This is a genomic window from Labrys methylaminiphilus subsp. lupini (assembly GCF_051161885.1).
Taxonomy (GTDB): Bacteria; Pseudomonadota; Alphaproteobacteria; order Rhizobiales; family Labraceae; genus Labrys.
In genome coordinates this window covers 5,052,981-5,065,956 of the sequence record NZ_JBMDIH010000001.1, presented here as the reverse complement: position 1 = coordinate 5,065,956, position 12,976 = coordinate 5,052,981, and the positions used below count along the sequence as shown (strand labels likewise).

Genomic DNA, 12,976 nt, shown 5'->3' with positions numbered 1-12,976 from the left:
CGCTCGCCAAACCGCAAGACGCTTCAGTGACAAAGTCTGTTCGCATCCGCGAAAGGATTGCCATGCGCACGCTCCTCGCCGCCCTTGCGGTCACCACCATGCTGATCGGTCCCAGCCAGGCCGCGGGCATCTATCCGCTCGACCGCGCCACCATCCTGGCCGGCTCGCCTTTCGACTTCAAGGCCGAGTTCGCCGGCACGGTGAAGCCGGAGGATGTACGCGTCACCGTCAACGGGCAGGATTACAAGGGTGTGTTCGGCAAGGACGTCGAGTTCGTCGCCTCCGAGAAGGGCAAGGACGACAAGGATCTCGGCTCGGCGGTACTGCTGCGCGGCCTGACCCTCGCGGTGCCGGGCAGCTACAAGATCGAGGTCTCGGCCGGCGGGCAGAGCCGCAGCGTGACCTGGGACGTCTTCGGCACCGCCGCCACGCCCAAGGCCAAGAACATCATCTTCCTGCTCGGCGACGGCCTGACGGTCGCCAACCGCACCGGCGCGCGCATCATGTCCAAGGGCATGACCGAGGGCAAGGCCAATGGCCGCCTCGCCATGGACGACCTCGACCACATGGCCTTCATCGGCACCTCGTCGACGGACGCCATCGCCACCGACAGTGCCAACACGATGTCGGCTTACATGACCGGGCACAAGACGGCTGTGAACGCTCTCGGCGTCTATGCCGACCGCACGCCCGCCAGCCTGGACGATCCGCGCGTCGAAACCATCGCCGAAGCGGTGCGCCGCACCTCGAAGAAGTCGATCGGTGTGGTCTCCACCGCCGAGATCGAGGACGCCACCCCGGCTGCCGTGGTTTCCCATACCCGCAAGCGCGCCGACAAGGCCGAGATCGTGGGCATGTTCTACGATGTGAAGCCGGACGTCATCCTGGGCGGCGGCTCGGCCTACTTCCTGCCCAAGTCGACCACCGGCTCCAAGCGCAAGGACGACAAGGACTACATCCAGCTCTTCAAGGACGCCGGCTATGCGCTGGCCACCGACAAGGACAGTCTCGCCGCGGCCTCCGGCACCAATACCGGCAAGATCCTCGGCCTGTTCCACACCGGCAACATGGACGTCGCGCTCGACCGTTTCCTCCTCAAGAAGGGCACGGTCGAGAAGTTCCCGAACCAGCCCGGCCTGGTCGACATGACCAAGGCGGCGCTCGACCAGCTTTCCAAGAATCCGGAAGGTTTCTTCCTGATGGTGGAAGGCGCCTCCATCGACAAGATGTCGCATGCGCAGGATGCCGAGCGCTCGCTCTATGAGACCATCGAGTTCGACAAGGCCGTCGGCATCGCCCGCGAATTCGCCAAGACCCATCCCGACACGTTGATCGTCGCCACCGGCGACCATACGCATTCCATGTCGGTGATCGGCACCGTCGACGACAGCAAGCCCGGCACCGACATGCGCGAAAAGGTCGGCATCTATGCCGACGCCGGCTTCACCAATTACGAAGACAAGGACGGCGACGGCTATCCCGACAAGATCGATCCCAGCAAGCGCCTGGCCGTCGTCTACGGAAACTATCCCGATCACTACGAGACCTTCAGCCCGAAGCTTGGTGGCCCCTACGAGCCCGCCATCCAGAACGAGAAGAAGGAATATGTCGCCAATCCGGCCTATAAGGACGTGCCCGGCGCGGTCTTCGTCCAGGGCAACATCCCGCGCAACAATGACAGCACCGCCCATGCGGTCGACGACATCGTGCTGCAGGCCACAGGCCCGGGCGCCGAGGGCTTCAAGGGCTATCTGGAAGAGAGCGATGTCTATCGCGTCCTGGCCGACGCCTTCGCACTCGGCGCTTCCAGCGCCCAGAAGGCCCAGATGCAATAAGGCTTTGCCCGGAAATAAACAGGTCGAATTGGCTCAACCTTTGTCATTGCCGGGCTTGACCCGGCAATCCAGCCCCCCCTCCCGGCATTGAAGACGAGGCGGCTGGATGCCCGGGTCAAGCCCGGGCATGACAAAGGCAGCGTTTCAGTTGTTGCCGACAACGCCTAATGATCGGACGACGGCCTCGGGCGGTTGGCCGCCCGAGGCGATGTTTCCTGGGAGCGCCGACCTCGGCCGGCGTAAGAGCTCACCATGACGTCAATCCCTTTCCTGCCCCGCCGCCACGTCCTCACTTTGCTCGGGCTGTCGCCGCTCCTTCTGGCGCGGCCGGCCCTGGCTACCTCGGCGGCAACGCTCGGCTTTCCCGAACTCTATGGCAAGATCAGCGTGCTGGGCCTGGAGTTCTCGGCCAAGGTCAGGGAGCTCGACGGCAAGGACGTGGTGATGAGCGGCTTCATGGCCCCGCCCCTCAAGGCGGAAGCCACCTTCTTCGTGCTCACCGAAATCCCGATGTCGATCTGCCCCTTCTGCTCCTCCGACTCGGACTGGCCCGACAACATCGTTGTTGTTTATCTCGACGAGAAGCAGACCTTCGTGCAGCCCGGCACCAGGATCGAAGTGTCGGGACGCCTGGAAATGGGGTCCTGGACCGATCCGGAAACCGGCTTTCTCAGCCGTCTGCGCCTGCGCGACGCGCGCTATTGGGCGGTCTGATCCGGTGCTGGCGCTCGATCTCGAAGACATCGCCGTCTCCTTTCCCGGCCTCGCCGCACCGGTGCTGCGCATCAGCAGGCTCGTCCTCGCGGCAGGCAGCCAGCTTGCCGTGACCGGCCCATCGGGCTCCGGCAAGAGCACCTTCGTCAACGTCGTCACCGGCCTCGAACGCGTCGGGCAGGGCCGGATACGCTGGGGCGATACCGACATCGCCAAGCTGCCGGAAGGTGCCAGGGACCGCTGGCGCGGCAGCACAATCGGCCTGGTCATGCAGGATTTTCATCTCTTTCCCGGCCTGTCGGCCCTGGAGAACGTGCTGTTGCCGCTGCGCCTGTCCGGGCGGGCCGGCAAGACCGTTATCGAGCGTGGCCGAACCCTGCTCGGACGGGTCGGCCTGCTGAGGCCGGATCAGGCGATCGACGGCATGTCCCGCGGCGAGATGCAACGTGTCGCCCTTGCCAGGGCCCTGCTGCGCCGGCCGGCCGTGCTGGTGGCCGACGAGCCGACCGCGAGCCTCGATGCCGAGAGCGGTGCCGCCGTGGGCGACCTCCTCATCGAGCTCGCCGGCGCGGAAGGCAGCACGCTCATCATCGTCTCGCACGACACCGCACTGACGGGCCGGCTGGCAAGGCGGCTCACGTTCGCTGCCGGCCATATCGTGTCCGACGAGAAGGTAAGGGCACAGGCCGCATGATCCGCTTCATCCTCGCTGATCTGCGCCGGGTCTGGCCGGGAGCGCTGGCCGTGGTGCTGCTGGTGGCTCTGGCGACCGCGCTCGGCGTCGGCGTGGTGCTGCAGGAACGGGCGATGCGCCTCGGCAGCGCCCGGGCCGCCGACAGGTTCGATCTGGTCGTCGGCGCCGCCGGCAGCGAGACCCAGCTCGTCCTCTCGTCCGTGTTCCTACAACCCTCGCCCCTGCCGCTAATGCCGGCGGAAACCGTGCGCAAACTCAGCGCCGATCCCCGCGTTGCCTGGGCCGCGCCGATCGGCTTCGGCGATTCCTACCAGGGCCGGCCGATCGTCGGCACCACGACGGCCCTGGTGAACGCTCTATCGGATGGCCTGGCCGAAGGCCGCGCCTTCACTGCCGAGGGCGAGGCAGTGGTCGGCGCCGCAGCCGGGATTCCGCTCGGCACCCGCATCAAGCCCTCGCATGGCATGGCCGAGGAAGGGGGCCATGCCCATACCGAGCTCGCCTATACCGTGGTGGGGCGTCTCAAGCCGGGCCATACAGCCTGGGACAAGGCGGTCTTGGTGCCTGTTCAGGCCGTCTGGCATCTGCATGGGCTCGGTCATGCCGAGGAAGCGGCTGATCACGATGCCCACCCCCAGCACGAGGAAACCAACCCTGAAGAAGCCGGGCATGAGGAGCATGAGCATAAAGGCGCGATCGATGCGACCGCGCCGCTCGACGAGAGCTTCGCCAATACCGTCGCAGGCGTTCCAGCCCTGCTGGTCAAGCCCAAGACCATCGCCGACGCTTACAAGCTGCGCCAGGCCTATCGCGGCGAGGGCACACTCGCCGTCTTTCCGGCCGAAGTGCTGACGCGGCTCTATGCCACGCTCGGCGATGCCCGCACCGTGCTGGTGGCGGTGGCGGCCGGCGCCCAGCTCCTGGTCGCGGCTGCCCTGATCTTCGTGACGGTGATCCATGTCGGCCAGCGCCGGCGCCAGATCGGAGCGCTCCGAGCCCTCGGCACGCCGCGCCATATCGTTCTCGCCATCGTGTGGTCCGAGCTTTTCGTCCTGCTGGCGCTTGGCATCGGGGCTGGCTTCGCGCTCGGCTATCTCGGAGCCCTCGCGATATCGGGCTGGGTGACGAGCTGGAGCGGCATGATCCTGCCGGTGGCGTTCACGCGGGGTGATCTCGGCCTTGCCGCCCTGCTGGCAGGCTTCGCCGCCATCCTCGGCCTCGCACCCGCTTTGCTCGCTTATCGGCAATCGCCTGCAGCGGCCTTGCGAGGGTGAGGTCAGGTTTGCAGAGCACGCCGGCTGGGACCTCGGACGTCTCATCCGCCTTCTGGAAACACTGGAGCCTTACGGATAGCGAAAGCGGACGAGACGTCCGCGGTCCCAGCCGCGGCGTTTCCCATGCGAACTTGGCAAGGTTCGCGTCCGCCCCAAGCACCAGCCTTACAGGCTGCGGCCGATCATCAGATATTTGTCCTGGCGCGCCCGGATCAGGGCTTCGCGGGACTGGTTGAACAAATCACGCATCGAATTCTGGATGAAATCGCCGGTGGTCTCGATTGCCTTCTCGGGCAGGCGATGCGCGCCGCCGGTCGGCTCGGGAATGATGGCGTCGATCACGCCGAATTTGAGCAGGTCCTGCGCCGTGATCTTCATGTTGTTGGCGGCATCCTGCGCCTTGCTGGCCTCGCGCCAGAGGATGGAGGCCGCGCCTTCCGGCGAGATCACCGAATAGATGGAATGCTCCAGCATCAGGACCCGGCTCGCCGCCGCCACCGCAATGGCGCCACCCGAGCCGCCTTCGCCGATCACCACGGCGACGCTGGGCGAACCCAGCCCCAGGCAGGCATCAGTCGAGCGGGCGATCGCCTCGGCCTGGCCGCGCTCCTCGGCATCGATGCCCGGATAGGCGCCGGCCGTATCCACAAAGGAAATCACCGGCAACTCGAAGCGATCGGCCAGTTCCATCAGGCGCACGGCCTTGCGATAGCCTTCCGGCCGCGCCATGCCGAAATTATGCCGGATACGGCTTTCGGTATCGGAGCCCTTCTCATGACCGAGGATGCAGACGGCCTCGCCACGGAAGCGCCCGAAGCCGCCGATGATGGCTTCGTCGTCGCCGAACTTGCGGTCGCCGGAAAGCGGCGTGAAATCCTCGATCAGGGCGGCGATATAGTCATTGGCATGCGGACGCTCGGGGTGGCGAGCCACCAGGGTCTTCTGCCAGGGCGTGAGCTGGGCGTAGAGATCCCGCAGCGCCTGGTTCGCCTTGGCCTCGAGCCGCTGGATCTCGTCCCCGATCGCCACCGCGTCACCCGACTCCGCCATCGCGCGCAGTTCCTCGACTTTGGCCTCGAGTTCGGCCACGGGTTTTTCAAAATCGAGATAGCTGCGCATGGGTGTCCAAATGACGACGAAAGGAGCCGGAAACTGGCGTCTCACGCCAGGGAAGTCAAGGAAGCGTTTCGTATATCTCCCCTTCGCACAGACCGTTCACCACTTCATGACGAAAGGGGCGGTCCGGCGAATGGTGCTATTTCTGTCGTCTCTGGCGTTGGGCGCGGGCGAGAACCGGAAGCACCATCCGCGTCGGCAGGACCGACAGGATGGCAACCATCAGCCTGGGGATCATACCCGGCACCACCACGGTACGACGTCCGAAATAGCCCGCAAGGCCGATATGGGCAACATCCTTTGCCGAAAGCGGGCGCGTGACGGCGATGACGCCGGACTTGCCGAAGCCCGCCCGGGCGCCGAACCCGGTCGGCACCGGGCCGGGGCAGAGGGCGCAGACCCTGATGCCGCTCTCACGCTCCTCGAAGGCCAGCGCCCGCGTCAACGACAGCACGAAGGCCTTGCTGGCATAGTAGACGGCAAGGCCCGGCCCCGGCGTGAAACCTGCGACCGAGGCGACATTGAGCACGCCGCCCTCGTTTTCTCGGATCTCGGGCAGGAAGGCGAGCGTCAGCGCCAGGAGCGCCCGGCAATTGAGGTCGACCATGCCGACCTGGCCTGATACCGGCAGATCCGCCATATCGCCCGCCAGGCCGAAGCCGGCATTGTTGACGAGATGCCGTACGCTGAGGTCCTGTTCCCGCAGCACGGTTCTGACGGCCTCGGCCGCATCGGCACGTTCGAGATCCAGCGCCGCGACCGCCACGAAGCGCCCCGTGGCGGCAGCAATCTCGCTCTGGACGCGCAGCAATTGGCCGTGTGTCCGGGCGATCAGCAGGAGATCCTCGCCCTGCTCGGCCAGGGCATGAGCCAATGCTTCGCCTATGCCGCTCGAGGCTCCCGTGACCAGCGCGACCGGACGGCTCACTCGCTGGCTTCCGGCAGGAGCACGTTGTTCTGGGCGGCCACCTTGCTGCGGATCGTGGTGCGCGCCGGCCCCGGCACGTCGAGGGCTTCGGCAACACGCCAGACGAGATTATCCTCGAATTCGTGCAGGAGGCCGTCGGCGAACACGATCTCCCACATCATCTCGATGATGCGCTGACGGCCCTCGACATTGTAGGCGCGCTTCACCACGCCGGTGAAATCATTGAAATCGAGGGCATCGCGATTGCGCTCTCCTGCTGCCGCCAGCAGAGCGCGGGTCTCATCCTCGTCGAGCGAAAAGCGCTCCTGCAGCAGCGCGGTCACGCGCGCCTTCTCGGCCGGGCTCTCGACCCCGTCCACATTCATGGCATGCACGAGCAGCCCCGCGGCCGCGACGCGATGATCCGTCTCGTCGAAGACATAGCGCGGCCTGGCCGGCTCGCCCAGCGCGAAACCGCGTATCAGCTTTTGCAAGCGAGCCAACATTGCAACATCCCGACTCAGAACCAAAACCCCGGAGAAGGCGTGTTCACGCGTGAATGCGCCTTGCTCCAACTCTCCGTGTTCCAGCCAATCCAGGTGATTGGCTAAGGCGTCTTTGCGGTTCTTGGCGATTCCGTCAAACGGCAAAGACCGTTTCCTGCGCGGGCTCCAACCACACCCGGCCGGCATTACCTAAAGCAAGGCGCGGTTTCTCCGAAGCGCACTTTGCTCTAACTCTATGTTCCGACGCTTCTTTGCGATTCTGGGTGATTCCGTCAAATCGCAAAACGCCGTAGCAGGCGACAAATAGAACTTGAATTCAATATGCGGAGCCCCTCCGCAAGTTCAACCCATCGGCAATTAAAAAAGCCGGCGGTCCCGCAGGACCGCCGGCTGTTCATGTAAAGCCGATTTGCTTAGCGCCTATTCGCTGGCCGTTTCCGCGCTCGCCTCGGCTGCTTCACCTGCGGCGGCAGCCTTCTTCGAGACCCGGCGCTTGCGCGGACGTGGAGTAGCCGCGGCCTCTGCTTCCACCGGAGCGGCAGTCGGCGCTGCTTCTACCGGTGCCGCGGGAGCGGGGGCTGGTGCCGGAGCAACTGGAGCCACCGCCGGCGTGCCGGTGATGAAGGAGGGCAAGGTGGAAAGGGCGTGATCGTCATGCAGATCCGGTTGGGGCTGATCGACCGGCACCACAGGCGCCGGCTGGAACGTGCCGCGCTCGCCCTGCCCACGCTCGTTGAACAGCGGCCCATCACTGGTATTGGCGCGATCCCGGAAGGGACGATCGCCACGATCGCCGAAACGGCGGTCACGCCGGCCATGACGCTGATTGAAGCGCGGTTCGCCGCCGCTTTCGCCTTCGGCAACCGGGCCATTGGCCTGTCCGTCGAACGGACGATCACGCTGACGGTCCTCCCGATAAGGCCGATCTTCGCGAGGCTGCCTGTCTTCGCGCGGCTGCCTGTCCTCGCGAGGCTGGCGTTCCTCGCGCGGGCTGCGTTCGCCATTGAAGCGGTCATTGCGGTCACGGAAACGGTTTTCACGCTCGCGATAAGGCTGGCCGCCTTCGCCACGCTCACCGTAATTGCGGTCGCGTCCCGGCTGCACCAGCCGCGGCTGCTCGTCGAATCCCTGCGGTGCGCCAAACTGATTCGCCGGCGAGCCGAAGCCTTGCGGCATCGAGGGGATCGGCCCCTCGAAATCGGAATCGTCACCCTCTTCCTCATCCTCGGCACCATGGCCGAAATTCTGGTCGCTGGTGAACTGGGGCTGCGCCGCCGCGATGATGCGGAAATAGTGCTCGGCGTGCTGCAGATAGGATTCGGCCAGGATCGGGTCGCCGGAGGATTGGGCATCGCGCGCCAGCTGAACATATTTTTCAGCGATGTGGGCGGCGGTTCCACGAACCTTCACGTCCGGGCCGTTCGACTCATAGCTCCGGCTCAGCGGGTTCGGACCCTTGCCGCCGCGTGAACGACCACGCATACGCTTTTGCTGTCCCTGCCTCATAGATTGATCTCATTCTCCGCTATAAACTTGCGCAACCCCGCGAGGCGACGGCGAACCTTCGTCATGGCCATTGCATCACATTGGTCAATGCACGGGTCAGGAAAACCATGGTTCCGCCTGCGTCGGGCGCAGCAGCACACTCCGGCAGATCGCCACCTCGGCTCTTGGTACCGGAATAGGCATTTTCACCGTTGGGGCGAACGAGCGCTTCGCTCGATGTTCGACTAAAAGTGCATCTGCACTAGAGCCGGCTCGTACTATCGACGCCAGCCCCGAACGATTTGTGTATCTCTAGATAGTCGCTCGCGCAGCAAAGTCCAAGCCCTTTTTTAAAAGGCCCCGGCGCTTTGTGCAGGAAATATGCAGCTCAATCGAGATTTTGCGGCATATGAGGTTTTTTGGCACCTCGGCTTGTCATTCGCGCGCCGATGGCCCATATACGCGGCGGGAGGTTGGCGGTGGACGCAACACTCGCCAACCGGGTCAGATCCGGAAGGAAGCAGCCCCAACGAGACCGATGCGGGTCTTCGTCCAACCTCCTACCTCATGGAACGGCGGATCGCAGATGCCCCAGGCAGATTGCGATGGATCGGACCGTGGATCCGATCCATCGCAATCTGCTGGAGTCCAGATGCTTGCAGAATTGACCTGCTTCATTCAGGGATGGAGCAGGTCAGTTCTGCTTCGAGGGATTCGGGGGAATTGATGGAAGACGCGAACACGACGCCGCCCGATAACCAGCCCTACCGCGTTCTCGCCCGCAAATACCGCCCGCAGACCTTCGACGACCTGATCGGCCAGGACGCGATGGTGCGTACCCTTTCCAACGCCTTCGAGACGGGCCGCATCCACCAGGCCTATATGCTCACCGGCGTGCGCGGTGTCGGCAAGACCACGACGGCGCGCATCCTGGCACGCGGGCTCAACTACGAGCCGCCGGAAGGCGGCGGCAAGTCGACCATCAACATGCCAGGCCTCGGCCGGCACTGCCAAGCCATCATCGACAGCCGCCACATCGACGTCATGGAACTCGACGCCGCGTCGCATAACGGCATCGAGAATATTCGCGAGATTACCGACGGCGTGCGCTATGCCCCGGTCTCGGCGCGCTTCAAGGTCCTCATCATGGACGAAGTCCATATGGTGACCACCCAGGCCTTCAACGCCTTGCTGAAGACGCTGGAAGAGCCGCCGCCGCATGTGAAATTCATCTTCGCCACCACCGAGATCCGCAAGGTCCCGATCACCATCCTGTCACGCTGCCAGCGCTTCGACCTGCGCCGTGTCGACAGTGGCCTGCTCGCACGCCATCTCGGCATGATCTGCGAGAAGGAAAACGTCTCGATCGACGCGGCAGCGCTGGCGATGATCGCGCGAGCCGCGGAGGGCTCGGTCCGCGATTCCCTTTCCCTCCTCGATCAGGCCATCGCCCATTCCGGGTCAGGAAGTCTTGGTGGCGGCACGATCGACGGCGAGAGCGTGCGCGCCATGCTCGGCCTCGCCGACCGTTCGCGCGTGATCGACCTGTTCGAGGCCGTGATGCGTGGCGACGCCGCCTCCGCCCTCGATGAACTGCGTGCCCAATACGACCAGGGTGCCGATCCGGCGGTGGTGCTGTCGGAACTGGCCGAATTCACCCATTTCGTCACGCGCGTGAAGATCTCGCCTGCCGCGGCCAACGATCCTTCGGCCACCGAGATCGAGAAGGTGCGCGGCTCCGAGCTTGCCCAGACGCTTTCGATCAAGGCGCTGACGCGCCAGTGGCAGATGCTGCTCAAGGGTATTCCCGAGACCCAGACCGCCGCCAAGCCGCTCGCTGCCGCCGATATGGTGCTGGCGCGCCTGTGCTATGCGGCGGATCTTCCCTCGCCCGACGACCTCATCCGCCAGCTCAGCGAGAATGGCGGCTCCCTACCGGCACGCGGACCTGCCGCACCGCCGCCTGGGCCCCCACCTGCCACCCCGCGGGCCCAGTTGATCACCGCCGCTACCCAGGCGCAGTTCCAGCCGCAGCCCCAGCATACCCCGATGCCGGGACCGGCCTCGGCCGCACAGCCGAGCCGCGCGCTCGCCAGCTTTGCCGAGATCGTCAGCCTCGCCATGGAAAAGCGCGACCTGCCGCTGAAGCTCGCTCTGGAGCGCTTCGTGCGCCTGGTCGCCTTTGCCGATGGCCGCCTCGACATCGCCCTCGAACCAGGTTCGCCCCAAGGCCTGGTCAATGACCTCTCGCGCAAATTGTCGGACTGGACCAGCAAGCGCTGGCTGGTGGTGCTGTCCTCGGAAAAGGGCGAGGCGACCCTGCGCGAGCTGGCCGAGGCCCGGCAGGCCGCCGTGCTCTCGGGGATCAGGGCCGATCCCTTCGTGCGCGCCGTGATGGAACGCTTTCCCGGCGCCGAGATCGTCGACATCCGGGACAACGCCCCGGTCGAGACGCAATCCCTGGCGCCGGCGCCCGATGACGGCGGCGATCCCGATGATGCCGACGAGGCCGCATCCTATTCGGCCGACGATATTTGATTGGATTTGGAGAAATTCCCATGAAAGACGTGATGGGCATGATGAAGCAGGTGCAGGCCATGCAGGCCAAGATGCAGACCCTGCAGGCCGAGTTGGAACAGGCCGAGGTCGAAGGCGTGGCCGGCGGTGGCCTCGTCAAGGTGCGCCTCACCGCCAAGGGCGAGATGAAGGGTGTCGACATCGACGCATCGCTCTTGAAGGCTGACGAAAAAGAGATCGTCGAGGACCTCGTCCTCGCCGCCCATAACGACGCGCGCGGCAAGGCAGATCGCCTGACGCAGGAAAAGATGGGCTCGATCACCGCCGGCCTGCCCCTGCCGCCCGGCATGAAGCTGCCGTTCTGAGGCGAGTACGGTCGCCGCTATCGTGCCGTCGCATTACGGCGCGCCGCCTCCCTTGTCGAAAAGCGCCTCGATATCACGGTGGCCTTCGATGATGTTGACGATCTCCAGGCGATCGCCGTGGTAGCGTAGAAAGATCACGTAGCCCCGGAAAACGAAGCTTCGCAGATCGGGGCGTAATTCGGGTCGAGCCCGGCCAAGGATACCAGGCAAGCTCGCAAGCTTGCGGCACTGCTGCCGCAAGTGCTCGCTGAACCGGCGCCCTAGCGCCAGACTTCCGCTCTCACGGCTAATATAGGCTTGGATTGCAATCAAATCCCTGGCGGCAGCGTGTGTATAGACCAGCCGCCTCACTCAATGCCCTTCGGCTGCCAGTTGAGTGGCCGCGGTGTCGAGAGCCTTACCGATCTCATCATCGGAAAGATCGCCTCCCTCATCGACGGAGGCATTCACCATGTCGCGGAGCGCTTGCAGCTTGGCTTCACGCTCCTCGACGAGACGGAGTCCTTCTCGGACCACTTCGCTGGCTGAGCCATAGCGGCCTTCCCGAACGATCGCACTGACGAACTCTTCCCACCGCGAGCCGAGTGATACGTTCATGGCGGTTCTCCTTTGCCGCCATGATAACATATTTGGCGCAATTTATGCTATCGCCTTCAGTGCGGCCGGCGTGTTGCGGAAGCTGATCGCCAGGCGGTTATAGGTATTCATCAGGCCGATCGCGATGGTGAGGTCAGCCACCTCCTTCTCTGAAAACACCGCCCGCACAGCCTCGAATTCGGCTTCGGGCACGGCGGTCTCGGCGACCCTGGTCACTGTCTCCGCCCAGCGCAGCGCTGCCTTCTCCTGTTGGCTGAACAAGTCGCCGGCCTCGTGCCAGACCGGCACCAGCACCAACTTCTCCTGGGGCAAGCCGTCCTTGGTGAGGTCGCGCGAATGCATGTCGATGCAATAGGCGCAGCCATTGATCAGCGAGATCCTGAGATAGACCAGGTTGACCAGCATCCTGGGCAGGCTCTGGCTGACATAGCCATAGACACCGCCGAGGGCTTTCATGCCGGCGGGAGCGGCGGCGTTGTAGTCGAGGCGCGGGGCCATTTCATTTCTCCTGGTCATAGACGGTAAGGTTGCGGTCGCCGGAATCGGCGACGAAGACGGCAAGCAATGAAGCGGGCCTCGTCTTGCTGGCGTTCTCGCTGATCTGGTGGTGGGCGCCCGGCTCTTCGAACCAGCCCTCGCCGGCGCGATAGACCTTGACCGGGCCACCATTCACCTGGCTGCGGATCGAGCCCGACAACACATAGGCCCAGACGAAAGCCGATTTGGAATGGGTATGCGAGGGCGACTTGCCGCCGGGGGCGTAGCGCACGAGAACGCTGGTCATGGTCTTGCCGGGCACATTGGGCAGCGCCTGCTCGAACACCGGCGCCGCGCTGGCCCCACCAGCCTTCGATTGCGGCGAATGGGCCACGGCTGGGGTGGCTGCAAGGGCAATGGCCATACCGAGCAAAAGGGCTCTGGAAATCATCATCTTGGTTCCTGTCTTGCGATGACCGCAACATGGTC

Annotated in this window: 14 protein-coding genes and 1 other RNA gene; 7 read left to right on the top strand and 8 right to left on the bottom strand. The window is 64.6% G+C overall.

The window, feature by feature from the left end; translation table 11 throughout:
- Positions 1 to 62 precede the first annotated feature (62 nt).
- The 4 genes from ACN6KF_RS23795 (at position 63) to ACN6KF_RS23780 (ending at position 4,517) form a co-directional block, all read left to right on the top strand.
- A complete protein-coding gene (locus ACN6KF_RS23795; protein WP_434959227.1) occupies positions 63 to 1,835 on the top strand; it encodes an alkaline phosphatase in 1,773 nt (590 codons plus the stop codon).
- Between the two features lie 252 nt (positions 1,836 to 2,087).
- Positions 2,088 to 2,549: a hypothetical protein gene (locus ACN6KF_RS23790; protein ID WP_434959226.1), complete on the top strand. Its 462-nt coding sequence runs from the start codon at positions 2,088 to 2,090 to the stop codon at positions 2,547 to 2,549.
- Between the two features lie 4 nt (positions 2,550 to 2,553).
- Complete coding sequence (locus ACN6KF_RS23785; protein WP_434959225.1) at positions 2,554 to 3,243, top strand: ABC transporter ATP-binding protein; 690 nt, start codon at positions 2,554 to 2,556, stop codon at positions 3,241 to 3,243.
- Positions 3,240 to 4,517, top strand: coding sequence for an ABC transporter permease (locus tag ACN6KF_RS23780; RefSeq protein ID WP_434959224.1), 1,278 nt, complete (start codon positions 3,240 to 3,242; stop codon positions 4,515 to 4,517). The genes ACN6KF_RS23785 and ACN6KF_RS23780 overlap by 4 nt, the downstream gene beginning before the upstream one ends.
- A gap of 165 nt (positions 4,518 to 4,682) precedes the next feature.
- Here ACN6KF_RS23780 and ACN6KF_RS23775 read toward each other — a convergent pair whose 3' ends face one another.
- The 4 genes from ACN6KF_RS23775 to ACN6KF_RS23760 all read right to left on the bottom strand — a co-directional run bounded on the left by ACN6KF_RS23775 (position 4,683) and on the right by ACN6KF_RS23760 (position 8,528).
- Positions 4,683 to 5,636: an acetyl-CoA carboxylase carboxyltransferase subunit alpha gene (locus ACN6KF_RS23775; RefSeq protein WP_434959223.1), complete on the bottom strand. Its 954-nt coding sequence runs from the start codon at positions 5,634 to 5,636 to the stop codon at positions 4,683 to 4,685.
- Positions 5,637 to 5,772: 136 nt separating this feature from the next.
- Complete coding sequence (locus tag ACN6KF_RS23770; RefSeq protein WP_434959222.1) at positions 5,773 to 6,561, bottom strand: SDR family NAD(P)-dependent oxidoreductase; 789 nt, start codon at positions 6,559 to 6,561, stop codon at positions 5,773 to 5,775.
- Positions 6,558 to 7,046: a tellurite resistance TerB family protein gene (locus ACN6KF_RS23765; protein WP_434959221.1), complete on the bottom strand. Its 489-nt coding sequence runs from the start codon at positions 7,044 to 7,046 to the stop codon at positions 6,558 to 6,560. The genes ACN6KF_RS23770 and ACN6KF_RS23765 overlap by 4 nt, the downstream gene beginning before the upstream one ends.
- A gap of 420 nt (positions 7,047 to 7,466) precedes the next feature.
- A complete protein-coding gene (locus tag ACN6KF_RS23760) occupies positions 7,467 to 8,528 on the bottom strand; it encodes a DUF4167 domain-containing protein (protein ID WP_434959220.1) in 1,062 nt (353 codons plus the stop codon).
- Between the two features lie 470 nt (positions 8,529 to 8,998).
- Here ACN6KF_RS23760 and ffs point away from each other — a divergent pair.
- From ffs to ACN6KF_RS23745, 3 genes are all read left to right on the top strand, one after another.
- Positions 8,999 to 9,096: signal recognition particle sRNA small type (gene ffs / locus ACN6KF_RS23755), an RNA gene on the top strand.
- Positions 9,097 to 9,257: 161 nt separating this feature from the next.
- Positions 9,258 to 11,069, top strand: coding sequence for a DNA polymerase III subunit gamma/tau (locus tag ACN6KF_RS23750; RefSeq protein ID WP_434959219.1), 1,812 nt, complete (start codon positions 9,258 to 9,260; stop codon positions 11,067 to 11,069).
- A gap of 20 nt (positions 11,070 to 11,089) precedes the next feature.
- The gene (locus ACN6KF_RS23745; protein WP_149252613.1) at positions 11,090 to 11,413 is read left to right on the top strand and encodes a YbaB/EbfC family nucleoid-associated protein; all 324 of its coding nucleotides are present in this window, start codon (positions 11,090 to 11,092) and stop codon (positions 11,411 to 11,413) included.
- A gap of 33 nt (positions 11,414 to 11,446) precedes the next feature.
- Here the strand turns inward: ACN6KF_RS23745 and ACN6KF_RS23740 are convergent, their stop codons facing one another.
- Genes ACN6KF_RS23740 through ACN6KF_RS23725 form a run of 4 tightly spaced genes read right to left on the bottom strand, consistent with a single transcriptional unit; the run spans position 11,447 to position 12,938 of the window.
- Positions 11,447 to 11,764 carry a type II toxin-antitoxin system RelE/ParE family toxin gene (locus tag ACN6KF_RS23740; protein WP_434959218.1) on the bottom strand — a complete coding sequence of 106 codons (318 nt, stop codon included), beginning with the start codon at positions 11,762 to 11,764 and terminating at the stop codon, positions 11,447 to 11,449.
- Positions 11,765 to 12,010: a type II toxin-antitoxin system ParD family antitoxin gene (locus ACN6KF_RS23735; protein WP_434959217.1), complete on the bottom strand. Its 246-nt coding sequence runs from the start codon at positions 12,008 to 12,010 to the stop codon at positions 11,765 to 11,767. It lies immediately after the preceding gene.
- A gap of 42 nt (positions 12,011 to 12,052) precedes the next feature.
- The gene (locus ACN6KF_RS23730) at positions 12,053 to 12,508 is read right to left on the bottom strand and encodes a carboxymuconolactone decarboxylase family protein (RefSeq protein ID WP_434959216.1); all 456 of its coding nucleotides are present in this window, start codon (positions 12,506 to 12,508) and stop codon (positions 12,053 to 12,055) included.
- Between the two features lies 1 nt (position 12,509).
- The gene (locus tag ACN6KF_RS23725) at positions 12,510 to 12,938 is read right to left on the bottom strand and encodes a cupin domain-containing protein (protein ID WP_434959752.1); all 429 of its coding nucleotides are present in this window, start codon (positions 12,936 to 12,938) and stop codon (positions 12,510 to 12,512) included.
- Positions 12,939 to 12,976: the final 38 nt, after the last annotated feature.